21 protein-coding genes, 2 pseudogenes and 1 riboswitch are annotated in these 25991 nt (G+C 60.3%); of the genes and pseudogenes, 12 read left to right on the plus strand and 11 right to left on the minus strand.

What is annotated here, in order from left to right; genetic code table 11:
• The first annotated feature begins 5 nt into the window (after positions 1 to 5).
• On the plus strand, positions 6 to 1160 hold the full coding sequence (locus AB4O45_RS01725) for an ABC transporter ATP-binding protein (protein ID WP_460160997.1): 1155 nt from the start codon (positions 6 to 8) through the stop codon (positions 1158 to 1160).
• Positions 1161 to 1363: 203 nt separating this feature from the next.
• Here AB4O45_RS01725 and map read toward each other — a convergent pair whose 3' ends face one another.
• Both map and AB4O45_RS01735 read right to left on the minus strand, forming a co-directional pair.
• Positions 1364 to 2155 carry a type I methionyl aminopeptidase gene (map, locus tag AB4O45_RS01730; protein WP_122704021.1) on the minus strand — a complete coding sequence of 264 codons (792 nt, stop codon included), beginning with the start codon at positions 2153 to 2155 and terminating at the stop codon, positions 1364 to 1366.
• Positions 2152 to 2379, minus strand: coding sequence for a ParD-like family protein (locus AB4O45_RS01735; RefSeq protein ID WP_007918027.1), 228 nt, complete (start codon positions 2377 to 2379; stop codon positions 2152 to 2154). The genes map and AB4O45_RS01735 overlap by 4 nt, the downstream gene beginning before the upstream one ends.
• Positions 2380 to 2588: 209 nt before the next feature.
• Positions 2589 to 2780: riboswitch (cobalamin riboswitch) on the plus strand.
• Positions 2781 to 2920: 140 nt separating this feature from the next.
• On the opposite strand from AB4O45_RS01735, the gene AB4O45_RS01740 reads away from it, so the two are divergent.
• The 3 genes and pseudogenes from AB4O45_RS01740 to AB4O45_RS01750 all read left to right on the plus strand — a co-directional run.
• Positions 2921 to 3934 (plus strand): ABC transporter substrate-binding protein, encoded by a 1014-nt coding sequence (locus AB4O45_RS01740; protein ID WP_256810085.1) that lies wholly within the window; start codon positions 2921 to 2923, stop codon positions 3932 to 3934.
• On the plus strand, positions 3931 to 4947 hold the full coding sequence (locus AB4O45_RS01745; RefSeq protein ID WP_041480056.1) for a FecCD family ABC transporter permease: 1017 nt from the start codon (positions 3931 to 3933) through the stop codon (positions 4945 to 4947). The genes AB4O45_RS01740 and AB4O45_RS01745 overlap by 4 nt, the downstream gene beginning before the upstream one ends.
• Positions 4948 to 5039: 92 nt before the next feature.
• Positions 5040 to 5708, plus strand: a pseudogene (locus AB4O45_RS01750) (ABC transporter ATP-binding protein); the annotation flags it as partial.
• 211 nt (positions 5709 to 5919) lie between these two features.
• Here the strand turns inward: AB4O45_RS01750 and metE are convergent.
• On the minus strand, positions 5920 to 8208 hold the full coding sequence (gene metE, locus AB4O45_RS01755; protein ID WP_460160998.1) for a 5-methyltetrahydropteroyltriglutamate--homocysteine S-methyltransferase: 2289 nt from the start codon (positions 8206 to 8208) through the stop codon (positions 5920 to 5922).
• A gap of 364 nt (positions 8209 to 8572) precedes the next feature.
• On the opposite strand from metE, the gene AB4O45_RS01760 reads away from it, so the two are divergent.
• The 3 genes from AB4O45_RS01760 to AB4O45_RS01770 all read left to right on the plus strand — a co-directional run bounded on the left by AB4O45_RS01760 (position 8573) and on the right by AB4O45_RS01770 (position 12014).
• Positions 8573 to 9949, plus strand: coding sequence for a pyridoxal-phosphate dependent enzyme (locus AB4O45_RS01760; protein ID WP_125918460.1), 1377 nt, complete (start codon positions 8573 to 8575; stop codon positions 9947 to 9949).
• Entirely contained in the window at positions 9946 to 11118 is a 1173-nt protein-coding gene (locus tag AB4O45_RS01765; RefSeq protein WP_375122302.1) for a cystathionine gamma-synthase, read from the plus strand. The genes AB4O45_RS01760 and AB4O45_RS01765 overlap by 4 nt, the downstream gene beginning before the upstream one ends.
• Before the next feature lie 347 nt (positions 11119 to 11465).
• A complete protein-coding gene (locus AB4O45_RS01770) occupies positions 11466 to 12014 on the plus strand; it encodes a hypothetical protein (RefSeq protein ID WP_460160999.1) in 549 nt (182 codons plus the stop codon).
• Positions 12015 to 12105: 91 nt separating this feature from the next.
• On the opposite strand, the gene AB4O45_RS01775 is transcribed toward AB4O45_RS01770, so the two are convergent.
• Entirely contained in the window at positions 12106 to 13734 is a 1629-nt protein-coding gene (locus tag AB4O45_RS01775) for an ATP-binding response regulator (RefSeq protein WP_460161000.1), read from the minus strand.
• A gap of 114 nt (positions 13735 to 13848) precedes the next feature.
• On the opposite strand from AB4O45_RS01775, the gene AB4O45_RS01780 reads away from it, so the two are divergent.
• Positions 13849 to 14451 carry a response regulator transcription factor gene (locus AB4O45_RS01780; RefSeq protein WP_315434748.1) on the plus strand — a complete coding sequence of 201 codons (603 nt, stop codon included), beginning with the start codon at positions 13849 to 13851 and terminating at the stop codon, positions 14449 to 14451.
• A 6-nt stretch (positions 14452 to 14457) separates the two neighbouring features.
• Here the strand turns inward: AB4O45_RS01780 and AB4O45_RS01785 are convergent, their stop codons facing one another.
• Positions 14458 to 15456 carry a bile acid:sodium symporter family protein gene (locus AB4O45_RS01785; protein WP_041480047.1) on the minus strand — a complete coding sequence of 333 codons (999 nt, stop codon included), beginning with the start codon at positions 15454 to 15456 and terminating at the stop codon, positions 14458 to 14460.
• 82 nt (positions 15457 to 15538) lie between these two features.
• Here AB4O45_RS01785 and AB4O45_RS01790 point away from each other — a divergent pair, with 82 nt between their 5' ends.
• Positions 15539 to 16327: an AraC family transcriptional regulator gene (locus AB4O45_RS01790; protein WP_460161495.1), complete on the plus strand. Its 789-nt coding sequence runs from the start codon at positions 15539 to 15541 to the stop codon at positions 16325 to 16327.
• Positions 16328 to 16565: 238 nt separating this feature from the next.
• Positions 16566 to 17540 (plus strand): TerC family protein, encoded by a 975-nt coding sequence (locus tag AB4O45_RS01795; RefSeq protein WP_460161001.1) that lies wholly within the window; start codon positions 16566 to 16568, stop codon positions 17538 to 17540.
• 123 nt (positions 17541 to 17663) lie between these two features.
• On the opposite strand, the gene AB4O45_RS01800 is transcribed toward AB4O45_RS01795, so the two are convergent.
• The gene (locus AB4O45_RS01800) at positions 17664 to 18764 is read right to left on the minus strand and encodes a polyamine ABC transporter substrate-binding protein (RefSeq protein ID WP_016775035.1); all 1101 of its coding nucleotides are present in this window, start codon (positions 18762 to 18764) and stop codon (positions 17664 to 17666) included.
• Positions 18765 to 19013: 249 nt separating this feature from the next.
• Positions 19014 to 20420: a purine-cytosine permease family protein gene (locus AB4O45_RS01805; protein WP_016775036.1), complete on the minus strand. Its 1407-nt coding sequence runs from the start codon at positions 20418 to 20420 to the stop codon at positions 19014 to 19016.
• Between the two features lie 323 nt (positions 20421 to 20743).
• Between AB4O45_RS01805 and AB4O45_RS01810 the strand changes: the two genes are divergently transcribed.
• Complete coding sequence (locus tag AB4O45_RS01810) at positions 20744 to 21229, plus strand: flavin reductase family protein (protein WP_016775037.1); 486 nt, start codon at positions 20744 to 20746, stop codon at positions 21227 to 21229.
• Positions 21230 to 21369: 140 nt separating this feature from the next.
• On the opposite strand, the gene AB4O45_RS01815 is transcribed toward AB4O45_RS01810, so the two are convergent.
• Both AB4O45_RS01815 and AB4O45_RS01820 read right to left on the minus strand, forming a co-directional pair.
• A complete protein-coding gene (locus AB4O45_RS01815; protein ID WP_370593578.1) occupies positions 21370 to 22137 on the minus strand; it encodes a methyl-accepting chemotaxis protein in 768 nt (255 codons plus the stop codon).
• 138 nt (positions 22138 to 22275) lie between these two features.
• A pseudogene (locus tag AB4O45_RS01820) lies at positions 22276 to 23316 on the minus strand (cache domain-containing protein); the annotation flags it as partial.
• Positions 23317 to 23519: 203 nt separating this feature from the next.
• Between AB4O45_RS01820 and AB4O45_RS01825 the strand changes: the two are divergent.
• On the plus strand, positions 23520 to 24563 hold the full coding sequence (locus tag AB4O45_RS01825; protein WP_095180216.1) for an LLM class flavin-dependent oxidoreductase: 1044 nt from the start codon (positions 23520 to 23522) through the stop codon (positions 24561 to 24563).
• Positions 24564 to 24617: 54 nt separating this feature from the next.
• Here the strand turns inward: AB4O45_RS01825 and AB4O45_RS01830 are convergent, their stop codons facing one another.
• Both AB4O45_RS01830 and AB4O45_RS01835 read right to left on the minus strand, forming a co-directional pair.
• Complete coding sequence (locus AB4O45_RS01830; RefSeq protein ID WP_371857529.1) at positions 24618 to 25130, minus strand: hypothetical protein; 513 nt, start codon at positions 25128 to 25130, stop codon at positions 24618 to 24620.
• 143 nt (positions 25131 to 25273) lie between these two features.
• Positions 25274 to 25705: an Imm42 family immunity protein gene (locus tag AB4O45_RS01835; RefSeq protein WP_460161002.1), complete on the minus strand. Its 432-nt coding sequence runs from the start codon at positions 25703 to 25705 to the stop codon at positions 25274 to 25276.
• Between the last annotated feature and the right edge of the window lie 286 nt (positions 25706 to 25991).

A 25991-nucleotide genomic window follows, 5' to 3' on the forward strand; every position in this document is an offset into this window, starting at 1 on the left:
ACGACATGAGTGCCGTGATCAAAGACGCATCCCAGCAGAGCGACAAACCCCTGGTCAGCCTGCGCAACCTGAACAAGCACTACGGCGATTTCGCTGCCGTCGACAATATCTCGCTGGACATCAAGGACGGCGAATTCCTCACGTTCCTGGGCTCCAGCGGCTCGGGCAAAAGCACCACGCTGTCGATGCTCGCCGGTTTTGAAACACCGAGCAGCGGCGAGATCCTCGTCAACGGCCAGTCGCTGGTCAACGTGCCGCCGCACAAGCGCGACATCGGCATGGTTTTTCAGCGTTACTCGCTGTTCCCGCATCTGTCGGTACGCGACAACATCGCCTTCCCTCTGGCCATTCGCAAATTGGCTGCGGCCGAGCGCGAAAAGCGCGTCGATGCGATGCTCAAACTGGTGCAGCTCGAACAGTTCGCCCATCGCCGCCCTTCGCAACTGTCCGGTGGTCAGCAACAACGTGTTGCTATCGCCCGGGCGCTGGTTTACGAGCCGCGCATTCTGCTGATGGATGAACCGTTGGGCGCGCTGGACAAGAAGCTGCGCGAGGACTTGCAGGATGAACTGCGCCAACTGCACCGACGCCTGGGTATCACCATCGTGTACGTGACCCACGACCAGGAAGAAGCCATGCGTCTGTCGCAACGCATCGCGATTTTCAGCCACGGCAAGATTGTCGGGCTGGGCAGTGGTTATGACCTTTATCAGAATCCGCCGAATGCATTTGTCGCGTCGTTCCTGGGTAATTCGAACTTCCTCAAGCTCAAGGCGCAAGGCAATGCAGCGGCGAGTTTCGAGGGCCAGTCGTTGTCGATTCGGCTGACGTCCGGGTTGCACACTGATCAGGATGTGCTGCTGATGGTGCGTCCGGAAAAGGCCTTGGCGCTGAGCACGCAGCAGGCGCTGGATGAGCCGCTGGCAGCGGGCTGGAATGAGGTGTCGGCGAACGTTTTGGAGGTGCTGTTTCTCGGTGAAAGCCAGACGTGCAGCGTGGTGACTGCGGGCGGGACGTCGATGACGGTGAAAGCGCTATCGGCAGCGGGCATGCCGCTCAAGGCCGGCGATCCGGTACGGGTGCGCTGGGCGACGGCGGATGCTTGTGTTTATACCGAGTGGACCGAGAGCGCCTTGAACAAGGCTGCCGGGGCTCACTGATTGCGCTGAGTCAGTTGGATCTACCCCCTCACCCCAGCCCTCTCCCCCACGGGGGGCGAGGGGGAAAGGGAGCCGATCTTCATGCTGTTCAAAATGTAAGTTCGACTCGGTATCGCACGTCGGCGTATCTCGCAACAACACCTCGGTCAGTCACCTCTCCCATTGGGAGAGGGCTAGGGTGAGGGCAAGCAGGCGACACGGTATTAGCCAATGGCCCGGTACCCTTCAATCTCATCCGGCCACGCCGTCAGCACTTCAAACCCGCTCTCCGTCACCGCGACCATATGCTCCCACTGCGCCGACAACGAGCCGTCCTTGGTCAATACGGTCCAGCCATCCGGCATGTTCTTCACATGGCGTTTGCCGGCGTTGAGCATCGGTTCCACGGTGAAAATCATTCCGGCCTTGAGCTTCAGCCCTTGATTGGGAAAGCCGTAATGCAGGATCTGCGGTTCGTCGTGATAGACCTTGCCGATGCCGTGGCCGCAGTATTCGCGTACCACGCTGAAGCCCTCCGCCTCCGCCAGGCTCTGGATCGCGTGGCCGATATCGCCCAGTGTTGCGCCGGGTTTCACTGCACGGATGCCCGCGCACATGGCTTCGTAGGTGGTCTTGATCAGGTGCTGCGCTTCGGGAGTCGCCTCGCCCACCACATACATGCGACTGGTATCGCCGAACCAGCCGTCCTTGATCACCGCGATGTCGAGGTTGACGATGTCGCCGTCTTTCAATGGCGTACCCGATGGAATCCCGTGGCACACCACATCGTTGACCGACGCACAGACGGTTTTCGGGAAGCCGTGATAACCGACATTGGCTGGCACCGCCTTCTGCACATTGACGATGTAATCGTTGCACAGCCGGTCCAGCTCATCGGTGGTCACACCGGCCTTCACATGCGGCACCAGCATTGCCAGCACTTCGGCGGCGAGTTTGCCGGCGGCGCGGGATTTTTCGATGTCGGCCGGGGTGTTGATCTTGATCTGGTTTCTCATGCGCTGACGGCTTCCTGAGTCAGTTGTTGCAGATCCAGCCCACCATTCTGTTCGGCGCGGATCAGCAGGCGGCAAATGGCGCTGTGGTCGAGGTTGGGATGCAGCTCGGCGAGCATGCCGATGCGCATCCAGTGCTCGGCCTGCGCGTTGATCGAGCGGCTGAGGGCGTTGCTGGAGATACGCAGGTTCTCGTGCATGTCCTCTGAGATTTTTACGATGCCCATATATGAATCCGATACGATGTGTATATGGAACGTATATTAGCCAAGCTTACCCTCGGATTGCAAACGCTCCGCCACGCAAACACGCACCCGTGTAGGAGCTGCCGAAGGCTGCGATCTTTTGATCTTGCCCGTTAAAGACCAGATCAAAAGATCGCAGCCTTCGGCAGCTCCTACCAAAGCAGATTCGGCTCCCCATCAGCGGCCTGATCGACTACCATGCCCGCGCCGGTTTCCACACGGAATTAATAGGGAATCCGAGGTGCTCCACGCATCAATCGGAACTGCCCCCGCAACTGTAGGTGCCGAGCCTGCTCCTCGACTGCCACTGGGTGAATCCCGGGAAGGCCGGAGCGTGGCGATGACGCATCAGTCAGGAGACCTGCCGGCACAGTGACTGACCAACCGGCGGGGTGTCCGGGAAGGACATCGTGCCGTGCGCATTTTCCCCGTGCCGGCCTTGCGCAGTTTCCACGACCGCGCCCGAGGTGTGTTTCCAAACCGTACCCGCCCGCTCCCGTACGGTTCCCTTGGAGACTGCCCCATGCTGCTGCCCCGCGTTGCCACCCTGCTCACCGCTCTGAGCCTTTGCGCCCTGGCGCAAGCGGCGCCGACTGCGTATCCGCTGACCGTCGAAAATTGTGGCAGCAGCCTGACCTTTCAACACGCACCTGCGCGCACGGTGACTATCGGCCAGGCCGGCACCGAAATGCTCTACGCCTTGGGTCTGGGCGACAAAGTCGTCGGCACTTCGCTGTGGTTCAACGATGTGCTGGGCACATACAAAGCACAGAACGACAGGATCGAGCGCCTCGCCGACAACGAGCCGAGTTTCGAAGCGGTGATCGCCAAACGCCCGGAGCTGGTTGCCGTCGAGCTGGAATGGATGGTCGGCCCGCAAGGCGCGGTCGGCACCCGCGAGCAGTTTCATGAACTGAAGATTCCGACCTATCTGCTGCCCTCCGATTGCGAAGCCAAGGACAACCTCGTGGGTTCGGACGGCACGCGGCTGGCGCCGTTTCGCATCGACAGCATCTACAAAAGCGTGAGCCAACTGGCGGCGATTTTCGATGTGCAGGCGCGTGGCGAGCAGCTCAATGAGCAGCTCAAAGCCAGCCTCGCGCAGTCGATCGCCACCGCGAAAAAGCAGCAGCGCAAAGACGTCAGCGCCCTGGTGTGGTTCTCCAGCGCCGAGATGGACATCGAGCCTTTCGTGGCCGGGCACAAAGGTGTGCCCGATTTCATGCTCAGCACCCTCGGCGTGCGCAACGTCGTCGAGTCGGATGAAGAATGGCCAACCGTCGGCTGGGAAACCATCGCCAAGGCCAACCCGACATTTCTGGTGATCGCGCGCATGGATCGTCGACGTTTCCCGGCGGACGACTATCAGAAGAAACTCGCCTTCCTGCGCAGTGATCCGGTGACGCGCAACATGGATGCGGTCAAGCACAACCGCATCATCATCCTAGACGCCATGGCCATGCAGGCCAGCCTGCGCACCTTCGACGGCCTCGAACAACTGGCCAGCGCCATCAACGGCTACGACCTGTCGCAATGAGCAGACGCCTGATCCGTTTGCTGCTGGTGCTGTTGACGCTGTCGGTCGCGCTGATTGGCGGCGTGGCCATTGGTGAGACTTCGATCGAGCCGAGCGTGGTGTTGCAGGTGCTGGCGAACAAGCTGTGGGGCGCCGGTTATGTGCTCGACCCGATCGACGAAGGTATCGTCTGGAACTATCGCCTGACCCGCGCGCTGGTCGCGGCGGCCTGCGGCGCCGGTCTGGCGACCTGTGGCGTAATCCTGCAGTCGCTGCTGCGCAATCCGTTGGCCGATCCGTATCTGCTGGGGATTTCCGCGGGTGCCTCGACCGGCGCGGTGATGGTCGCCCTGCTCGGCGTCGGTGCCGGGGCGATTTCATTGTCGGTCGGTGCTTTTGCCGGCGCGGTGACCGCTTTCGCACTGGTGATCCTGTTGGCGCGAGTCAGCGGCTCGGCCAGCGGCACCGGGCAGATCATTCTGGCCGGGATTGCCGGCTCGCAGCTGTTCAACGCCCTCACCGCTTTTCTGATCACCCGCTCGGCCAGCTCGGAACAGGCGCGCGGGATCATGTTCTGGCTGCTCGGCAATCTCGGCGGCGTGCGCTGGCCGTCGGTGTGGCTGGCGGTGCCGGTGGCGGTGTTGGGGTTGGTTGTTTGTCTGTGGCATCGGCGGGCGCTGGATGCGTTCACCTTTGGTGCGGACTCGGCGGCGTCTCTCGGCATTCCAGTGCGACGTGTGCAGATTCTGTTGATTGGCTGCGCCGCGCTGGTGACGGCGGTGATGGTGTCGATTGTCGGCTCGATCGGCTTTGTCGGTCTGGTGATTCCCCATGCCGCGCGGTTGTTGCTCGGCACCGGCCATGCGCGTCTGTTGCCCGCCAGTGCGCTGGGCGGCGCGGTGTTTCTGATCGCCGCCGATGTGCTGTCGCGCACCCTGATCAAGGGTCAGGTGATCCCGGTCGGCGTGATCACTGCGCTGGTCGGCGCGCCAGTGTTCGCGCTGATTCTGGTGGGCCGGAGATCGGCGCGATGAACACGGTTCTGAGCTGTGCTGGGTTGAGCTTCAAGGTGCGCGGTGCCGAGTTGCTCAACGGTGTCAGCATCGACGTTCAGCGCGGCGAGACCCTGGGCATTGTCGGGCCGAACGGTTCGGGGAAATCCACTCTGCTGAAACTGCTCGCTGGCCTGCGCGAACCGAGCGCAGGTCAGGTGCAGCTCGACGGTCGGACGCTGGGCAAGATGTCGCGGCGCACTATCGCGCAGACGCTCGCGGTGGTTGAGCAACAGGCCGATACCGACGATGGCATTCGCGTGTTCGACGCGGTGGCGCTGGGGCGGACGCCGTGGTTGTCGGCGCTGCAACCGTGGTCGCCCGCCGATGACGCCATCGTCGAGCAAGCGCTGGTCGACGTCGACGCCGTGCACCTGCGCAACCGCCTCTGGCGCAGCCTCTCCGGCGGGGAACGCCAACGCGTGCACATCGCCCGCGCACTGGCGCAGCGCCCGCAGATCCTGCTGCTCGACGAGCCGGCCAACCACCTCGACATCCAGCATCAGTTGAGCATTCTGCAAGTGGTGCGCGCACTGCCGGTGACCACGCTGATCGCTTTGCACGATCTCAATCAGGCGCTCAAATGTGATCGCCTGGCGGTGCTGGAGCGCGGGCGTCTGGTCGCGCTTGGCGAGCCGCTGCACGTGCTGACGCCGGAGCGGTTACAGACGACTTTCGGGGTCAGGGCGCACTATCTGACAGACCCGTTCGATGATGCGCCGATATTGCGCTTCCTTGCCTGATGCATGGGTGGCTGACGCACCGCTTTCGCGAGCAGGCTCGCTCCCACAAAGGATTTGTGTGTTGCCGTGAATGACGGGGAGAACGCGAATTCTGTGGGAGCGAGCCTGCTCGCGAAGGCGTCAGGTCATCCAACATTGATGTCGATTGACACACCGCTTTCGCGAGCAGGCTCGCTCCCACAAAGGTTATGTATTCCAGGGCGGTAAAGGATCAGGCCCACTCTTTGCGCAGTTGCCGCGCGGCTGTGACCATGTGCACCAACGCCGCTTCGGTCTCTGGCCAGCCTCGGGTTTTCAACCCGCAATCCGGATTGACCCACAGGCGCTCCACCGGAATACGCTGCGCCGCTTTGCGCAGTAAACCGACCATTTCCGACACATCCGGAATCCGTGGCGAGTGAATGTCGTACACGCCGGGGCCGATGTCGTTCGGGTAGGCAAACGCTTCAAACGCTTCGAGCAGTTCCATGTCCGAACGCGAGGTTTCGATGGTGATGACATCGGCGTCCATCGCCGCGATCGACTCGATCACATCGTTGAACTCGCTGTAGCACATGTGCGTGTGGATCTGCGTTTCGTCGCGCACGCCGGAGGCGCACAGGCGGAACGCTGCGCTTGCCCATTCCAGATACGCCGGCCACTGCGCCCGGCGTAACGGCAAGCCTTCACGGAACGCCGCTTCGTCGATCTGCACGATTTTGATTCCCGCCGCTTCCAGATCATTCACCTCGTCACGAATGGCCAGCGCCAGTTGTTGAGCCTGCACCTCGCGGCTGACGTCTTCGCGCGGGAACGACCACATCAGCATGGTCACCGGGCCGGTCAGCATGCCTTTCATGACCTTGTCGGTTAGGCCTTGGGCGTAGCGGATCCACTCGACCGTCATCGCCTGCGGGCGGCTTAGGTCACCGAAAATCACCGCCGGTTTGACGCAGCGCGAACCGTAGCTCTGCACCCAGCCAAAGCGGGTAAAGGCATAGCCGTCGAGCTGTTCGGCGAAGTATTCGACCATGTCGTTGCGCTCGGCCTCACCGTGCACCAGCACATCCAGGCCGAGGCGTTCTTGAATTTCCACCGCGTGGCGAATCTCCGTGTGCATCGCATCGGTGTAATCGGCCGCGCTGAGCTTGCCTTGCTTGTAGGCCTGACGCGCCAGACGGATCGCCGCCGTTTGCGGAAACGAACCAATGGTGGTGGTCGGGAATAACGGCAGGTCGAGCTTGCCGCGCTGTTTGGCAATACGCTGGGCAAACGGCGATTGGCGTTGCGCATCCTTGGCAGTGATCGCCGCGACCCGCGCTTGTACCGCCGGTTTGTGAATACGCGGCGAGGCAGCGCGGCTGGTCTGCACCGAACGGCTTTGCGCGAGGGCACGCAGTACCTTCGGCGCTTCCGGTTCGCTGACCGCTTGAGCGAGCACGGCGACCTCTTCGCACTTCTGCACGGCGAACGCCAGCCAGCTTTTCAGTTCGGCATCGAGCTGGTCTTCGCGGCCCAGATCAACCGGGCTGTGCAGCAATGAACAGGACGGTGCTACCCACAAACGATCACCCAGACGCTCATGAGCATGGCGCAGCGTCGCCAGCGCGTTTTGCAGATCGCAGCGCCAGACGTTCCGACCGTTGACCACACCCAGCGACAGCACCTTATAAGCCGGCAGACGATCCAGAATGGTCGGGTACTGATCCGGCGCGCGCACCAGATCGATGTGCAAGCCATCGACCGGCAGGTTCGCCGCCAGACCGAGATTTTCTTCCAGGCCACCGAAGTACGTGGCGAGCAGTTTTTTCAGCGGATCGCGCTGGATCTGGTTGTAGGCGCGCTCGAAGGCATTCTTCCAGTCCTGCGGCAGATCGAGCACCAGAATCGGCTCGTCGATCTGCACCCACTCCACACCCAACGCCGCCAGCCGCGCGAAGATCTGGCCGTACAGCGGCAGCAGGCGGTCAAGCAAATCGAGCTTGTCGAAGTCGACGCCTTTGGTTTTACCCAGCCACAGATAGGTCAGCGGACCGATGATCACCGGTTTGACGTTGTGCCCCAGCACACGGGCCTCTTCGGTTTCCTCAAACAACTGCTCCCAACCGAGCTGGAATTGCTGATCGGCGCTGAATTCCGGTACCAGGTAGTGATAGTTGGTGTCGAACCACTTGGTCATTTCCTGAGCGTGGCCTTCGCTGCAGCAAGTATTGCTGACGCCTCGGGCCATGCTGAACAGAGTGTGCAGCGTGGCTTTGCCGTCATGCGGACGGAAACGTTCGGGGATCACGCCGAACATCAGCGAGTGGGTCAGCACTTGGTCGTACCAGGCGAAATCGCCAACCGGCAGCAAGTCGATGCCGGCGTTTTTCTGCAAGTCCCAATGGACCTTGCGCAGCTCACGCCCGACGTCACGCAGGCCCGCCTCGTTCAGTTCTCCTTTCCAGAACGCCTCTTGCGCTTTCTTCAGTTCGCGGTCGCGACCGATGCGCGGAAATCCCAGGGAATGGGCCAGTGCCATGACAAACAACTCCAGATGCTTATTCGATGGCAGGTATTGTCGGGAACCGGACTTGATGAAACAAACTCAATAAATTCTAGATCATCACAAGTTCTACTCATGCACAGGCACCCCGTAGAAGCTGTCGAAGGCTGGGATCTTCTGGCCGTAGGGACGCAGAGCGTCCAAGGCTGCATTCCCACGCGGAGCGTGGGAACGATCAGAACACGTCAGGGCAACATGCAAGTTTTCGTTCTATCGTTAGATCCAAATGGCTGGATTTTCCAAGGATTAGAGGTTGCGATAGGGGATGTCTGCGCCTAAGTTGCACGCGAGTCTTTTCCCCGCGATTGGAACGCGGTCAACACCATAAAGAGGTGAAGAAATGTCAAAGGAATCACGCCCTGCCGTGCTTGGGCTGATAGGCAATACTCCGCTGGTGCAGGTCACCCGCTTCGATACCGGACCGTGCACGCTGTTTCTCAAACTCGAATCGCAGAACCCTGGCGGCTCAATCAAGGACCGTATCGGTCTGGCGATGATCGACGCTGCGGAACGTGACGGTCGCCTGCAACCGGGCGGCACGATTGTCGAGGCCACTGCCGGCAATACCGGTCTGGGTCTGGCGCTGGTCGGTCGCGCCAAAGGCTATCGCGTAGTGCTGGTGGTACCGGACAAGATGTCCACCGAGAAAGTCCTGCACTTGAAGGCCATGGGCGCCGAAGTGCACATCACTCGTTCTGACGTCGGCAAGGGCCATCCCGAGTATTACCAGGACGTCGCCGCCCGCTTGGCCAAGGACATTCCCGGCGCGTTTTTCGCCGACCAATTCAACAATCCCGCCAACCCGCTGGCCCATGAATGCAGCACCGCGCCGGAAATCTGGGCGCAGACCGAACATGATCTGGACGCCATCGTCGTCGGCGTCGGTTCGGCCGGCACGTTGACCGGGTTGAGTCGCTTCTTCAAGCGCGTGCAGCCGGATCTGGAAATGGTCCTCGCCGATCCGATCGGCTCGGTGATGGCGCAATACAGCCGCGACGGCACCTTGCCGACGCCCGGTTCGTGGGCGGTCGAGGGTATCGGCGAAGACTTCATTCCGTCGATCACCGACCTCTCCAGCGTGCGTCACGCCTACTCGATCAGCGACGCGGAAAGCTTCGATCACGCGCGCCAGTTGCTCAAGGCCGAGGGCATTCTCGGCGGCTCATCGACCGGCACCCTGTTCGCTGCCGCGCTGCGTTATTGCCGCGAACAGACCGAGCCGAAACGCGTGGTCAGCTTTGTCTGCGACACCGGCACGCGTTACCTGTCGAAGGTCTACAACGACCAGTGGATGACCGATCAAGGCCTGTTGCAGCGCAAGGGCTACGGCGATCTGCGCGATTTGATTGCACGGCGTTTCGAAGACGGCCGGGTGATCAGCGTCGGCCCGGACGACACCCTGCTCACTGCGTTTCAGCGCATGCGTCTGGCGGATGTTTCGCAACTGCCGGTGCTGGTCGAAGGCAAGCAACTGGTGGGAGTGATCGACGAGTCCGACATCCTCCTCGGCGTCCACGAAGATGCCGCGCGCTTCAGCCAGTCGGTGTCCAGCGTGATGACCGACAAACTGCAAACCCTCGCCCCGGCTGCGAGCCTGGCCGAGCTGGAATCGGTGCTCAGCCGTGGCCTCGTCGCGATCATCGCCGACGCCTCCGGCTTCCATGGCCTGATCACCCGCACCGACATGCTCAACCAATTACGGAGATCCCTTGCATGAGTCAGCACGACGATAAATCCCAAGGCTTCGCCACCCGGGTGATCCACGCCGGGCAAGAGCCTGACCCGACCACCGGCGCGCTGATGCCGCCGATCTATGCCAACTCCACCTACCTGCAAGACAGCCCCGGCGTGCACAAGGGGTTCGACTACGGCCGCTCGCACAACCCGACGCGTTTCGCCCTGGAGCGCTGCATTGCGGACCTTGAAGGCGGCACCCGCGCGTTCGCCTTCGCCTCAGGGCTGGCGGCGATTTCCACGGTGTTGGAACTGCTCGACGCCGGCTCGCACATCGTTTCCGGCAATGACTTGTACGGCGGCACCTTCCGCCTGTTCGACAAGGTTCGTCAGCGCAGCGCCGGGCACCGTTTCAGCTTCGTCGATCTGACCGATCTGTCGGCGTTCGAAGCCTCGCTGCAGGACGACACGCGCATGGTCATGGTCGAAACCCCTACCAACCCGCTGCTGAGCCTGTCGGACCTGGCCGCCATTGCGCGCATCTGCCGCGCGCGCGGGATCATCTGCGTCGCCGACAACACCTTCGCCAGCCCGTACATCCAGCGCCCGCTGGAGCTGGGCTTCGACATCGTCCTGCACTCGACCACCAAATACCTCAACGGCCACTCCGACGTGATCGGCGGCATTGCCGTGGTCGGACAGAACGCCGAACTGGCGGAAAAACTCGGCTTCCTGCAGAACGCCGTCGGGGCGATTTCCGGGCCGTTCGATGCATTCCTCACCCTGCGCGGGGTGAAGACTTTGGCGCTGCGCATGGAACGTCATTGCAGCAACGCCCTGGATCTGGCGCAGTGGCTGGAACAGCAACCGCAGGTCAAGCGCGTCTACTATCCGGGCCTTGAGTCGCACCCGCAGCACGAACTGGCCAAGCGGCAGATGCGCGGTTTTGGCGGGATGATTTCCGTGGATCTGAACAGCGACCTGGCCGGCGCACGGCGGTTTTTGGAGAATGTGAAGATCTTTGCGTTGGCGGAAAGTCTGGGCGGTGTGGAGAGCCTGATCGAACATCCGGCGATCATGACCCACGCGACCATCCCGCCGGAAACTCGCGCGAAGCTGGGGATTGGCGATGGGCTGGTGCGGTTGTCGGTGGGGGTCGAAGACATTGAAGACCTGCGCGCCGATCTGGCTCAGGCACTGGCAAGAATGTAAACAGCTCCACACAAAGAAGCCCGCGCAATGCGGGCTTCGTCTTTTTTTGTCCGTCGATCTCCCCGCCGTGGCAGTTCCCGAGGCCGATCCTATACTCAATCGGTTCGATCAAAATTATCTCGACACCCGCACGCCGTTCGGTGTGCCCGTGCCTTTCGCCAACCAGGTAAAACCCAAGCCAGTGAGTCGTGGCGTCTGTATGCATCGCGCGCGATTGATCGCTGTTTGGCAACGGGTCGTGGAGAAAACCATGAAATACAAGTTGTTGTCAGGCGTGCTTCTTGCGGTAGCGGCCAGCGTTGTGGTGCCGAATGTCTTGGCGGCGCAACCGCAGGCGTTGGCTTCGGATGGGGCTGATCATGTTGGCGCCGGCGCGGTGGCTGCCGATGGTGCTGATCGCGTCGGTGCAGGCGCGGTGGCTGCCGATGGCGCTGATCGCGTCGGCGCCGGCGCGGTGGCTGCCGATGGCGCCGATCGTGTCGGTGCCGGCGCGGTGGCTGCCGATGGCGCTGATCGTGTCGGTGCCGGCGCGGTGGCTGCCGATGGCGCTGATCGTGTCGGTGCCGGCGCGGTGGCTGCCGATGGCGCTGATCGTGTCGGCGCTGGCGCAGTGGCTGCCGATGGCGCTGATCGTGTCGGCGCAGGTGCAGTCGCTGCCGATGGTGCTGATCGCGTCGGCGCCGGCGCAGTGGCTGCCGATGGCGCTGATCGTGTCGGCGCAGGTGCAGTCGCTGCCGATGGTGCTGATCGTGTCGGCGCTGGCGCAGTGGCTGCCGATGGCGCTGATCGTGTCGGTGCCGGAGCATTGGCAGCGGATGGGGCCGACCGCACCGGCGTCAACCGAGTGGCCTACTCCCGGGTCGGAGTCGGTTCTGATCGCGTGGCATCGGCGCTGATGACCGGCAGCTATTCCGACCAGTTCAACAGCCCACAATAATCGCCGCGAAATAACGGGCGAGCTCCTGAGCCGCCCGTTTACATCGGCCTTTACAGCATCTGTTCAACCGCTGCGCCTTGTCGATCACGCAGGGCGCGCAACGTCGCGCGTAACTCGGCCGGGCGCACAGGTTTCGACAGAATCGCAATCTGCCGGTCATGCAAGGCTGCCTGAATCTTCTCCACGTCATGCCCGGTGATGATCATCGCCGGCACGGCCCAGCCGCGCTGCCTGCGCACTTCATCGATGCATTCGATACCCGTGGCATGGGTGCCGAGGTCATAGTCGGCAACGATGATGTCGCAGTCGGTGACCAGGCCTTCAGCCGACCACTCGGCCTGCACCACGCAGCCCCAGCGTTCGAGCAACGCCGAAGTCGCGAGCAACACGTTGCGGTCATCCTCGACCAGACACACCTTCAGCCCGGTCAACAAACCCATCTGCCGCGCTTCACTGCGAACCACCAGTGACTGCGGCGCGGCCACGATCGGCAACCCCGCAAGCGTCACAGCGGTGCCGCGTCCCAACCGTGAACGCAGAGCAACGTGCACATCGATCAGTTCACCAAGACGCTTGATGATCGACAGGCCCAGCCCGACGCCCTCGACATCTTTGTCGCGCACTTGCCGTACCCGATAAAACTCCTCGAAGACCTTGTGCAAATGTTCTTCGGCAATGCCGTTGCCACGGTCATGGATGACGATGGCCAGCCCTGCCCCACGTTTACGCACGCCGATCAGCACGGGACGTTGCGCGCCGTATTTGAAGCAGTTGGAGAGCACGTTCTGCACCATGGTCGCGAGCAGCGCCGGGTCGGTTCTGACCCAGTGGTTGCACGGTCGCAGCCGCAGTTCGACGCCTGCCCAACGGGCCGCTTCCTGGTGTTGACGTATCAGTTCCGCAAGCCATTCACCGAGATTCAGCGTTTGCATTTTCGCTTCGACCCGACTGTTATCGAGGGTGTAGAGGTCGAGAATCGAGCGGAACAATTGCGAAACGTTAAGCAGCGAGCGGTCGATGTTATCGACCAGCCGCCGCTCGTCGTCGCCCAGGCGCGACTCCCGCAGACACGCGGTAAACAGACCGATGGAATGAATCGGCTGACGCAAGTCATGACTGGCCTGCGCCAGAAACCGCGACTTTTCCAGGTTAGCCGCCAGCGCTTCTTCCGACGCCTTGCGCGTACGCTCGAGCAGCAAGTGCGCATAAAACGGAATCACCGTGCTGGTGATCAGCAGCATCAGCACCATGAACGGCTGCGCCTGCCAATACGGCGTCAGGCGATAGACCACCAGCAGCGCCACCAATGCAAGGCCGGTGGCGATTGCCAGATAGCGCGAGCCGTAGCGCATGCCGTTGCCGAGATTGACCCAGACCATCACCGCATACAACGGCAGCGCCGCTTCGCCGCCGATCACCAGTCCAAAACAGGTGCCGGTGTAATCGTGGACCATGGCAAAAATCCGCCGCGCCGGATAATGCCCGGGCCAACGCGCAATGGCTTGTCGGAACGCGATCGAAGCCAGCAGAAACAAGACAATGTAAGTGATGACCGGCAGGTAGGTATCGAAGCGATGGCCCGGCAGAAAACCCAGCACGACCATGTAAACCACCGCAATGGCAGCGATGATGATGCGCAGGTTGGCCTGGTCGAGTTCGGTATTTTTTTCGAACTTCATGGTAAACGTCCTTGTGCAGCAATCGTCAGTTTCGGAAGCAGCCTACAGGCAACCTTCGCGTCCAGTGCTAAGGTGCAGGCCTTGAATCACGCCAGACCCAGGGAGGGTCGCATCATGACGTGCCGGATCATCATAGCCGACGATCACCCGCTGTTTCGCGAGGCGATGCTGCGCACCGTGCAGCGCTTGCTGCCCGATGCCGATACCTGCGAGGCCGGCGACTTCGACGCGGTGCTCAAGCTGCTGCCACAGGGCGACGAGCCGGACACGCTGATGCTCGATCTGCGTTTTCCCGGGCTGACCTGCATCACCCAGCTCGCCGACTTGCGAAGACGATTGCCGCGCACCACGCTGATCGTGGTGTCGATGGTTGACGATCAGACGCTGATCAGTGAAGTCATGGCGGCGGGCATTGACGGTTTTATCGGCAAGAACATTGCGCCGGATGAAATTGGCCAGGCGATTCTGGCGATCCGTGAAGGTGAGGTGCTGGTGAAGTCGGCGCCGTCCGGCTTGTTGCCGCTGGAAACCGCAACGACGCTGACCCCGCGTCAGCAGGACGTGCTGCGTTTGATCGCGCAAGGCAAGACCAACAAGGAAATCGCCCGTGAACTGGATATTTCGCCGTTCACGGTGAGGATCCATGTGTCTTCGTTGTTGCGCACGCTGGACGTGCCGACGCGAGCGGCAGCGGCGGTCAAGTATTCGGGGCTGTGAACCCTTTTACGGATCAACCTGCGCCATCAGATCCGGCACCGACTCCGGCCGCTTGGCATAGCGCTGCGCCAGCACCGCGCAGACCATCAGCTGAATCTGGTGGAACAGCATCAGCGGCAGAATCAGCACGCCGATGGTGCTGCCGGCGAACAACACCTGCGCCATCGGCACGCCGGTGGCCAGGCTCTTTTTCGAGCCGCAGAACAGGATGGTGATGCGGTCTTCCTGATTGAAGCCGAAGGCTTTGCTCAACAGAATTGATGCCACCAGAACCAACGTCAGCAGGATGCAGCAGACCACCACCAGGCCGAGCAACTCGAACAACGGAATCTGCTGCCAGATGCCTTCGTTGACCGCCTCGCTGAATGCGCCGTACACCACCAGCAGAATCGAGCCCTGATCAACGAATTTCAGCCAGTTCTTGTTGCGCCCTACCCACGCGCCGATCCAGCGGCGGGCGATCTGCCCGGCAATGAACGGCAGGAGCAATTGCACGCTGATCTTCACGATCGCATCGAGGGTCGAGCCGCCGTCGCCGTGGACGTTGAGCAGCAAAGTCACCAGCAGCGGCGTAAGAAAAATCCCGAACAGGCTGGACGCCGCCGCGCTGCAGATCGCCGCCGGAATATTGCCTCGCGCCAGCGAAGTGAACGCGATCGCCGACTGCACCGTAGCTGGCAACGCGCAAAGGTAGAGCATGCCCATGTACAGCTGATCGCCGATCAGCGGTGACAACAGCGGTTTCAGCGCCAGACCGAGAATCGGGAAGAGCACGAAGGTCAGGCCGAACACCAACAGATGCAGACGCCAGTGGCCAGCGCCGGCGATGATCGATTCGCGCGACAGCTTGGCGCCGTGCAGGAAAAACAGCAGGGCGATGGCGATGTTGGTCAGCCAGCCAAAGCCGACGGCGACTTGACCGCTGGCGGGCAGGAAGCTGGCCAGCAAGACGACGCCGATCAAAGTCAGGGTGAAGTTATCGGGCAAAAAACGTGGGCGCGTCATGAAATTCTTCCGGGGGTTGCCAGTGCGTGCCGACGACTCTAACGTGACTGGCAATTACCGACTAACGCCGAAGAGCTGCAAGATGCCGCCTAAAGGACATGCCAAAAGCGTTCGCCGCAGTGTTCCCGGGCTGCCCAGCCTGCCGCGTCCCGTGTATGGACGCACTGAATCGCTGCCCAACCGCGCCCTCACCCGCCGTCATAGCCATCCGTGGGTGCAGTTGTCCTATGCGATTCAAGGCGTACTCGAAGTGCAGACCAGCGCCGGCCGTTTTGTCGCGCCGCCGGAACGTGCGGTGTGGATTCCGGCGGGCGTGCCGCACCGGGTATTCAGCGCACCGCATACGGAAATGCGCAGCCTGTACATCGATAGCAGCGTCACTGGTTGGGCGGCTGAGCATTGCCATGTGCTAGGCGTCAGCGATTTGCTCAGGGAGTTGATCCGCGCCTTCAGTCAGGTCCCGGTGGAATACGACGAGAGTGGCCCTGACGGACGCTTGGCCCAGGTGATCCTTGATCAACTCGCCGACGCGCCGACCATCGACTTGATGCTGCCGCTGCCGCAAGAACCGCGCTTGAAGCAGATCTATCAGAGCCTGGAGCAACACCCGGAGCAGCAGACCACCCTGAGCCACTGGAGCGAAAAATTCGGTGTCACCGAAAAGACTCTGACGCGCCTGTTTTTGCGCGACACCGGCCTGACCTTCCGCGCCTGGCGCCAGCGCCTGCGCCTGCTTGGTGCCCTGACCCCGCTGGAAAAAGGCGAGCGTGTGACCGATGTTGCGCTGGCTTGTGGATACGACTCGACCTCGGCGTTTATCGCCGCGTTTCGTCAGCAGTTTGGTGAGACGCCGGGGGAGTTTTTCCGCTGACACTTCGTTTTTGCCGAACTGTCAGTCAGAAATAAACGATTTTTCTTTGCTCCAGATCCGTCGCTAGCATGGCCCCGTCTGACTTTGATCGAGAAGAGAAGATGATCCCTGTGGGAGCGAGCCTGCTCGCGAACGCGGTGGGTCAGCAACCTCAACTTCACTGTTCCATCGCATTCGCGAGCAGGCTCGCTCCCACAGGGGATGCGCTTGCTGCAAATAAAAAGACAGGGAGCGTGCCATGCCTGCCACGAACATCAACATCGGCGAACCCTGGATGTGGGGTGCCTTCATCATCTTCGTTCTGGCCATGCTGGCCCTGGACTTGTTTGTCTTCGGCGGGCGCAAGGCGCACCGGGTGTCGGTGCGTGAAGCATCGGCCTGGGTGGTTGCCTGGTGCCTGTTGGCGCTGAGCTTCGCCGGGTTGCTCTGGTGGTATCTGCATGGCGAATTCGGCAGTGAAATCGCCCGGCAGAAAACCCTGGAATTTCTCACCGGTTATCTGATCGAGCAGTCCCTGTCGATCGACAACATGTTCATCTTCGTGATGATCTTCAGCTACTTCGCCGTGCCACCGGAATTGCAACGACGAGTGCTGCTGTACGGCGTGCTCGGCGCGATTGTCATGCGCGCGATCATGATTTTTGCCGGAGTGTGGCTGGTGTCGCAGTTCGAATGGCTGCTCTATGCCTTCGGTGTGTTCCTGATCATCACCGGGATCAAGATGCTGGTGTTCGCTGATCATCAACCGGATCTGGAAAAGAATCCGTTATTGCGTTGGGTGCGCGGACATATGCGCATCACCAGCGGCTTTCACGGCGAGAAGTTTTTTATCCTGCAGAACGGCGTGCGCTGGGCAACACCGATGTTCCTGGTGCTGGTGCTGATCGAAGCCAGCGACTTGATGTTCGCGGTCGACAGCATTCCGGCGATCTTCGCCGTCACCACTGACCCGTTCATTGTTTTCACCTCGAACATCTTCGCGATCATGGGCCTGCGCGCGCTGTACTTCTTGCTGGCGGACATGGCTGACCGCTTTCACCTGCTCAAGTATGGCTTGGCGATCGTGCTGGTGTTCATTGGCGGCAAGATGGTGCTGATGCCGTGGTTCCACATGCCGGTGGAATGGTCGCTGGCAATCGTCGGGTCGGTGATTCTGGGGTCGGTGTTGTTGAGTCTGGCGACCAGCCGCGAGGCAGAACGCCGCACTGAATGACACAACACAACCCACCTGTGGGAGCGAGCCTGCTCGCGAATACGCCGGATCATTCAACATAGGAGTTGAATGACACACCGCTTTCGCGAGCAGGCTCGCTCCCACATTTGAAGTGCGGTGCTCTTATTTATCGGATTTGATACTGGTCCACACCCGAGTGCGCACCCGTTCCATTTTCTGCGGCAACGGTTGCACCACATACAGGGTTTTCAGCGCTTCGCTGGTGGGGGTCAGGTTGGGGTTGTCGGTGATGTCCTTGTTGACCAGCGGCATCGAGTCCTTGTTGGCATTCGGGTAACCGAGGAAATCGCTGATCGGTGCGATCACTTTCGGGTCGAGCAAGTGGTTGAGGAATTCGTGGGCCTCGGCGACGTTCTTCGCGCTCTTCGGAATGGCGAACGTGTCGAACCAGATCGGCGCGCCCTCCTTCGGCAAACGCCAGTCGACCACCACGCCGTTGCCCGCCTCTTTGGCGCGATTGCCGAACTGGTAGAAGCTGCCGGAATAACCGATCGCCACGCAGATGTCGCCGTTGGCGATGTCGGTCATGTACTTGGCCGAGTTGAAGTAGGTCACGTACGGGCGAATCTTCATCATCAAGGCCTTGGCCTTTTCATAGTCCGCCGGGTTCTGGCTGTTCGGATCGAGGCCGAGGTAATGCAGGGCCAGCGGCAGGATCTCCGACGGCGAATCGAGCATCGCCACGCCACAGGCCTTGAGCTTTTCCATGTTCTCGGGCTTGAACACCAGATCCCAACTGTCCACCGGCGCGTTGTCGCCCAGGGCGGCCTTGACCTTCGCCGGGTTGAAGCCGATCAGCACGGTGCCGTACATGTATGGCACGCCGTACTGGTTGCCGGGGTCGTTGGCGTCGAGCAATTTGAGCAGGGCCGGATCCTGGTGCTGCCAGTTCGGCAGTTTCGACTTGTCGAGTTTCTGGAACACGCCGGCCTTGATCTGGGTTTCGATGAACTGATTGGACGGCACCACCAGGTCGTAACCGGAGTTGCCGGTGAGCAGTTTCGCTTCCAGGGATTCGTTGGTGTCGAAGGTGTCCCAGGTCACTTTGATCTTGCTTTGCTCGGCGAAGTCCTTGGGCACTGACGGCAGGATGTAATCCGCCCAGTTGTACACCCGCAGTTCGCGCTGCTCGGCCTGGACGGCGCTGGCCAGCAGCGTCAAGCCACACACGGTGGCGCCCAGAATGCGTTTGATCGTGACCATGGTTGTTTCCCCGAATGCGACGTGAGATCGATGGTTTTTATGTTCTGTACACGGCAGTGGCTGTAACGATAGCCAAGGGCAAAAAAGGTCGAGCCTGTTGTTATGGTTTCGATTCTTGCTGACAGCGTAGCGCGATGACAGTAGGCGGCAGGCCAAAAGGGGATCGATATGGCCAATTTGCTTGACCGCCGAGATACGCACACAAAAATGCCCGGCACTGGGCCGGGCATTGCTGTGTTGCCGTTGGGATCAGTCGGTATAGCCGAGCCTGGCCGCCCTGCTCTGCTGCGCCTGACCACGGGTTGCGAGGCAGTAATACAGCGGCACCGTTACCACCAGACCGACCAGCCAGGACAGGTCGGCACCTTCCACCAGATTGGCGTACGGCCCCACGTACAGCGAGGTGTTGGCAAACGGCAGCTGCACGATGATGCCGATGAAATAGGCAATGATCGCGTGCAGGTTGAAGCGCCCGTAAATCCCGCCGTCAGCGCGGAAGATCGAGGCGATGTCGTAGTTACCGCGCTTGATCAGATAGAAATCGATCAGGTTGATCGACGCCCACGGCACCAGCACCAGCAACAACGCGAGAATCAGTCCGATGAATTCGGAAATGAAATCCGCCGAGGCACCGAGGGCGACCACGCAGCATCCGGCCAGGATCACGCTCGAGAGCACCACGCGCACCTTGATGCTCGGCGTCCACTGGCTGGCGAAGGTCTGAATCGAGGTGATGATCGACAACACCGCGCCATACAGATTCAGCGCGTTGTGGCTGATGATGTTGAGCAGAAACAGCACCATCAGAATCGGCCCCAGCCAGCCGGTGGACTGCTTGACCGCTGCCATCGCTTCAGTGCCTTCCGGCGTCGCCAGTACCGCCACCGCGCCAAAACTGAACGACAGAATCGTGCCCAGCGTCGCGCCCAAGTAAGTCGCCCAAAACGGTTTGGCGATACCGATGTCTGCTGGCAGATATCGCGAATAGTCGGAGACGTACGGCGAGAAGCTGATCTGCCAGATGATCCCCAGCGACACCGTCGCCAGCCAGCCGGAGAGATTGAAACTGCCGCGCGTCAGGAAGTCTGCCGGCAAGTCATGGGCGAAAATGTAGATGAATCCGGCGAGCAACGCGCCGCCCATCACCCAGGTGCCGATGCGGTTGAGGGTGTGGATGAAGTTGTAGCCGATCACACCGATCGCCGTGGCGGCCAGCGCGCCGATCAGAATGCTCAGCGGCGCCGGTACTGACGGCGCAATGCCGACAATGGATTTACCGGCCAGCACGATGTTGGAAATGAAGAAACCGATGTAGATGAGCGCCGCGAAGAACACGATCAGCAGTGCGCCATAACGGCCGAACTGACCGCGACTCTGGACCATTTGCGGAATGCCCATGCGCGGGCCTTGGGCCGAGGCCAGCGCAATCACCACGCCGCCGATCATGTGCCCCAGCGCAATCGCCAGCAGCCCCCAGAACAGATTCAGATGGAACACCTGAACCACCATGGCGCCGGTGACGATGGGCAGTGGCGCGATGTTGGTGCTGAACCAAAGAGTGAACAGATCGCGGGCCTTCCCGTGGCGTTCCGCGAGTGGGACGTAATCGACCGTATGATTCTCGATCAACGGATCTTGCCGGGACATCTGGGACATATGCATGAACTCGAGTTTGTCTGTTTTTATCTTTGTATGAAGCCAAACCGGGAGGACTCTTGGGTCGCCCCTCAGATGCAGACCATATTATGGTATTCCAAACTTTGCACAAGCCTGATCCGCTGATTCTGTCGCTCTCTGATCCGCTATCCTCGCTGATCCCACCCCTGACCGGCTAGCTGAAAGCCCCGTAAACACTGACTTTCCGACGAAAGTGGCACGTTTATCGGTTCACCAGAAAAGCTCTTGCAAGTTATGTATTACGGTATACCATCAGACCTACAAACCATAAAAACCGCGTCACACCACCCGAGGACCACCCAATGATCGATGCTGCCATTTACAAACAAGTCATGGGCTCGTTCCCGTCCGGCGTCACCGTCATCACCACGCTGGACGACGACGGCCAGATCGTCGGCCTGACCGCCAGCGCGTTCAGCTCACTGTCGATGGACCCGGCGCTGGTGCTGTTCTGCCCCAACTACAGCTCCGACTCCTATCCCGTGCTGATCAAGAACAAACGCTTTGCGATTCACCTGTTGTCCAGCGTGCAGCAAAGCGAGGCCTATGCCTTCGCGCGCAAAGGCAAGGACAAGGCGCAGGGCATCGAGTGGACGTTGAGCGAACTGGGCAACCCGATCCTCGCCAATGCCACGGCGGTGATCGAGTGCGAGTTGTGGCGTGAATACGAAGGTGGCGACCACGCGATCATGGTCGGCGCGGTGAAGAACCTGATCGTCCCCGAGCAGGTCGCCGGACCGCTGGTGTATTGCCATGGCAAGATGGGTGCGTTGCCGGTTGTGGCGTGATTTCACCAGATCTCGGATATCCCATGTGGGAGCGAGCCTGCTCGCGAATGCGATGGGTCAGTTGTTACATTTTTGACTGACCCGACACCTTCGCGAGCAGGCTCGCTCCCACAGGTTTTGGTGTTGCCTGGGCGACCGTGTCAGGTCCTAAACCGGCTCACCAACTGATTCAACGTCTGCGACAACGCCGTCAGGTTCTGCGCATCCTGGCGAGTTGAATCCGCCAGGCTCGCCACCAACTGCGCATCGCCATGAATCTGGCTGATGTGCCGATTGATGTCCTCTGCCACTTGATGCTGTTCCTCCGCCGCCGTGGCGATCTGCGTGTTCATGTCGCGGATCACGTCGACCGATTCACGGATCAATTCAAAACTCGCTCGCGCCTCGTTGATCGACACCACGGTTTCCTGCGAGACCTCAAGGCTGGCGTGCATCTGCTTGCCCATCTGATGGGTGCGCCGCGCCAGATTGCCGAGCAATGCGTCAATCTCACCGGTGGAGTCGGAAGTGCGTTTGGCCAGCGCGCGAACTTCATCAGCGACCACGGCAAAGCCCCTGCCCTGTTCACCGGCGCGCGCGGCTTCGATGGCGGCGTTGAGCGCGAGCAGATTGGTCTGCTCGGCAATCGAACGGATCGTGCCGAGGATTGACTGAATGTCGTTGCTGTCCTGTTCCAGTTGCTGCATCGACTCGGCACTGTGGCCGATCTCCTGGCTCAAGCGCCCGACGTTGCTCACCGCCGCATCGATCTGCTGCTGCCCGGTGTGAGCCTGACGCTGACCGTTGTCTGCCGAGTCGGCCGCCTGACTGCACGAGCGCGCAACCTCGTTGGAAGTGGCGACCATTTCGTGAAACGCCGTAGAAACCATGTCCACCGCCTCACGCTGACGCGAAGCCACGTCGGCCATTTCCGCCGAGACCTCGGTGGCGCTGCCGGAGCTGCTGTGAATCTGCCCCGCTGCTTGGCCGATGCGCTGAATCAACGTACGAATCGCTTCGAGAAACTGGTTGAACCAGCCCGCCAGTTGCGCGGTTTCGTCCTGCCCACGGACTTCCAGTCGCGCAGTCAGATCGCCCTCGCCTTGCGCGATGCCTTCGAGACCACTGGCGACACCACGAATCGGCTTGACCATCAGTCCGGCAAACCACGCACCGACCATCGCAAACAGCAACGCGCAAACCACAGCGATAGCGCCGATCAGCCAAGTCAAACGCGTCGCCCCGGCCATCACTTCACTGGCTTTCACCAACCCGACAAACCGCCAGCCCAACGCCTGCGACGGCCAGACCAGCGCCATGTAATCCTCCCCGGCCAGTTGCACCTCGACCAGGCCTTTGCCCGCCTCGGCCAGTTGCTGATAACCGTCGCCGAGATCGCTGAGTTTCTTGAAGTTGTGCGCCGGGTCGCTTGGGTCGACCAGCACGGTGTTGTTGGCTTCCATCAACATCAGATAACCGCTCTCGCCGAGGCGGATCTGCTTGACTAGGTCGGTCAATTGCTTGAGCGACACATCGATGTTGACCACGCCGGCATTGCTGCCCAACTGGTTGTTGAAGCTGCGCACGGTGCTCACCAGCACCACGTCATCCGCCGCCCAGTAATAGGCCTCGGTGCGAAGGGTTTTGCCGGGATTGGCCATCGCGGTTTTGTACCAGGGCCGGGTGCGCGGATCGTAGTTCGCCAACTTCGCATCGCCCGGCCAGAACAGATAACCACCCTGCTCGGTGCCGACAGATAGATAGGTGTAAGCCGGGTGCGCCTTGGCCAGACCGTCGAACAGCTTGAACAGCTGTTGATCCTGCGGCCCCAGCGGCACTTGCGCGGCGTCGCTGCTCAGGTAGCGTTTGAGGCTGGTGTCGATGCTCTGCAGTTGCGGATGCTCGGCCAGGTAAGCAACGTTCTGGCTGATGCCCTCGAAAAACAGCTGCATCGCGTTTTCCACCTGACGCACTTCGCGCCCGGTGCTGTCGGTAAAGGTGTCGCGCGCGCCATCGCGGACATTGAGGATGATCAGCGCTGCCACCAGTAACACCGGCAGGCTGGCGATTACCGCAAACGCCAAAGTCAGTTTTTGTTTTATGTTCATTGCTTGCGCCTTCCTTGTTCGAAGTGTCGGTCAGAAATATTTTGCGGATATTCCGTATTATGGTATACCAATATTCAATCAACCGAACAGCCGTCCTCGAAGGCGTGCTTGAATGGTGAGAAGACTCGCGAGCGCAACGCGTTCACGTCAGTTCGACAGGCCCGCACACGACCGGCCAATTACAAAAGACTCGAGGTAGCGTCATGAAATTTTCCCTGTTCGTACACATGGAACGCTGGGACGAAAGCGTCAGCCACCGCCAACTGTTCGAAGACCTGACCGAACTGACCCTGATGGCCGAGGCTGGCGGTTTCAGCACTGTATGGATCGGCGAACACCACGCCATGGAATACACCATCTCCCCAAGCCCGATGCCGCTGCTGGCCTACCTCGCAGCGAAAACCACGACCATCCACCTCGGCGCCGGCACCATCATCGCGCCGTTCTGGCACCCGCTACGCGTCGCCGGCGAATGCGCCCTGCTCGACGTGATCAGCAACGGCCGCATGGAAGTCGGTCTAGCGCGCGGCGCCTATCAAGTTGAATTCGACCGCATGGCCAGCGGCATGCCCGCCTCCAGCGGCGGCCAGGCCCTGCGCGAAATGGTCCCGGTGGTCCGCGCCCTGTGGCAAGGCGACTACGCCCACGACGGCGATATCTGGAAATTCCCCACCTCCACCAGCGTGCCGAAACCGATCCAGAAGCCCAACCCACCCATGTGGATCGCCGCCCGCGACCCCGACTCGCACAACTTCGCCGTCGCCAACGGCTGCAACGTCATGGTCACGCCATTGATGAAAGGCGACGAAGAAGTCCTCGACCTGAAGAACAAATTCCAGACTGCACTGGACAACAACCCAGACGTACCGCGCCCACAATTGATGGTGCTGCGCCACACCCACGTGCACACCGCTGATGACCCGGACGGCTGGCAAGTTGGCGCCAAAGCCATCTCACGTTTCTACCGCACGTTCGATGCCTGGTTCGGCAACAAGCAAACCCCGGTCAATGGCTTCCTCGCGCCGAGTCCGGAAGAGAAGTTTGCCGGACGTCCGGAGTTTGAACTGGAGAGCCTGCACAAGACCGCGATGATCGGCACGCCGGAAGAGATCATTCCGCGGATCAAGTACTACCAGGAACTGGGGGTGGATGAGTTTAGTTTCTGGTGTGATAACAGCTTGCCGCATGAAGAGAAGAAGAAATCGCTGGAGTTGTTTATCAAGCATGTGGTGCCGGCGTTTCGCTGATTACTCGGCGGACGGTCTCTGACCCACTAAAAGGCCCCGGACTTGTCCGGGGCTTTAGTTTTTAGAGATCACGGGAATGCGCTGGCCCGGCTGGGTGACATCGTAAACACGCTGCTCGCAACCCCGCCCAACAAACTGAAACTCCACCAGGTAGACCTTGCTTCGCTCCGGCGTAAAGGTACTGCTCAGCGGCCCGCAGCTATAAGTGTTGCCGGTGCCCATGCCGTTGGAACGCCCCGACACTTCGAAGGGTTCGTCGGCATTGGCTTGCGCTTCCAACTGAGGGAAGTGCTTGAACGTGGCGCTATTGGCCGCTTCGTTAAGCTTGGCGATCCAGCCGAATACCTTACCCCGCTCGGAATCGACCACAGTACCCATCACTTCCATTCGCCGATCAGGATCTGTAGCACGGCGAACCGAGCACTCGACAGGATATGTGTAGCCTGTCGATTTCATGATGACTTTGGCGTGTTGTGCATCTGGCGTTGCCGTTCTTTGCTGAAGTTGGACACCATCCTTCAATAGACTGGGGGAAGAGTCTCTGACGTTGGAATGGCAGCCTGCCATCAGGACAATAAAAAGCAGCAAAAGTCCGGCTTTAATCAACTCTTTCTTACCTTTTCAAAGAGTAGCGGCCAGATTCTTCGAGTTCAACAAACCTGCATCGCTACAACTACCACAAAACATCTACAACTCTTCAATACTTTCAATTACGCCAACCACTGCCCCCCGAGGCAGCAACGCCTCATGGACAAGGTTGCCAAAGTCCTTACTCCAGACCAGTCTGTCTGCATGCGCTGTTTTTTGAAAAAAATAAACAGACCGGCGTCTCCCAAAAAGGTGCACGTTATATCTTGCACGCCTTCTAAAATGGCGGACTCTCCTTTGAAGAAATAACGATGCGCGGAAGCAAATAATTCTTTTGCAGAAATCGCCGAATCGCCCTCCTCTACATTTTCGAACTCCATTTTTGCGTAGAAGTTCACGGCAGTTTTAAGCTCGACTACATCCACCACATCAAGGAGCCTTTCCCCACAAACAAACAACGAAAACAAGCCATTTGCCCAGAAACAACTTGAATCATTCCAATCCCTCACGACATCAAACTGAATTGAGAATATAAAAGGATCACCGTAAATCACTTCAATCTTACTCCTAGCGTTTTTTGCACCGCCGCCGGTATATAACTAGCCGACAATTGGTTGCCGGCGTCACCCGTACTACCGTTCCAGTGAAACCCACCATTCGTCCCTTCAAATCGGTGGACGTTGCCATTTTGAAAACGGGGGACAGACCACGTTTTACTCCTCCATGTCGCATAGGGTATGGTCCTTGTTCTGCGCGGCCAGCAGGTTCAGGTCATTGCCGGTGTAGACGTCGTTGCCTGCGCAGATCTTACCCGCGATCAAAGTGATGTCACGGCCCGAG

The sequence above is a fragment of the Pseudomonas sp. S2_B10 genome (genome assembly GCF_054668425.1).

Coding starts and splice junctions, on each gene's coding strand:
- AB4O45_RS01725 (WP_460160997.1), top strand. CDS start 6: ATGAGTGCCGTGATCAAAGACGCATCCCAGCAGAGCGACAAACCCCTG.
- map (WP_122704021.1), bottom strand. CDS start 2,155: ATGAGAAACCAGATCAAGATCAACACCCCGGCCGACATCGAAAAATCC.
- AB4O45_RS01735 (WP_007918027.1), bottom strand. CDS start 2,379: ATGGGCATCGTAAAAATCTCAGAGGACATGCACGAGAACCTGCGTATC.
- AB4O45_RS01740 (WP_256810085.1), top strand. CDS start 2,921: ATGCTGCTGCCCCGCGTTGCCACCCTGCTCACCGCTCTGAGCCTTTGC.
- AB4O45_RS01745 (WP_041480056.1), top strand. CDS start 3,931: ATGAGCAGACGCCTGATCCGTTTGCTGCTGGTGCTGTTGACGCTGTCG.
- metE (WP_460160998.1), bottom strand. CDS start 8,208: ATGGCACTGGCCCATTCCCTGGGATTTCCGCGCATCGGTCGCGACCGC.
- AB4O45_RS01760 (WP_125918460.1), top strand. CDS start 8,573: ATGTCAAAGGAATCACGCCCTGCCGTGCTTGGGCTGATAGGCAATACT.
- AB4O45_RS01765 (WP_375122302.1), top strand. CDS start 9,946: ATGAGTCAGCACGACGATAAATCCCAAGGCTTCGCCACCCGGGTGATC.
- AB4O45_RS01770 (WP_460160999.1), top strand. CDS start 11,466: ATGGGGCTGATCATGTTGGCGCCGGCGCGGTGGCTGCCGATGGTGCTG.
- AB4O45_RS01775 (WP_460161000.1), bottom strand. CDS start 13,734: ATGAAGTTCGAAAAAAATACCGAACTCGACCAGGCCAACCTGCGCATC.
- AB4O45_RS01780 (WP_315434748.1), top strand. CDS start 13,849: ATGACGTGCCGGATCATCATAGCCGACGATCACCCGCTGTTTCGCGAG.
- AB4O45_RS01785 (WP_041480047.1), bottom strand. CDS start 15,456: ATGACGCGCCCACGTTTTTTGCCCGATAACTTCACCCTGACTTTGATC.
- AB4O45_RS01790 (WP_460161495.1), top strand. CDS start 15,539: ATGCCGCCTAAAGGACATGCCAAAAGCGTTCGCCGCAGTGTTCCCGGG.
- AB4O45_RS01795 (WP_460161001.1), top strand. CDS start 16,566: ATGCCTGCCACGAACATCAACATCGGCGAACCCTGGATGTGGGGTGCC.
- AB4O45_RS01800 (WP_016775035.1), bottom strand. CDS start 18,764: ATGGTCACGATCAAACGCATTCTGGGCGCCACCGTGTGTGGCTTGACG.
- AB4O45_RS01805 (WP_016775036.1), bottom strand. CDS start 20,420: ATGTCCCAGATGTCCCGGCAAGATCCGTTGATCGAGAATCATACGGTC.
- AB4O45_RS01810 (WP_016775037.1), top strand. CDS start 20,744: ATGATCGATGCTGCCATTTACAAACAAGTCATGGGCTCGTTCCCGTCC.
- AB4O45_RS01815 (WP_370593578.1), bottom strand. CDS start 22,137: ATGGCCGACGTGGCTTCGCGTCAGCGTGAGGCGGTGGACATGGTTTCT.
- AB4O45_RS01825 (WP_095180216.1), top strand. CDS start 23,520: ATGAAATTTTCCCTGTTCGTACACATGGAACGCTGGGACGAAAGCGTC.
- AB4O45_RS01830 (WP_371857529.1), bottom strand. CDS start 25,130: ATGGCAGGCTGCCATTCCAACGTCAGAGACTCTTCCCCCAGTCTATTG.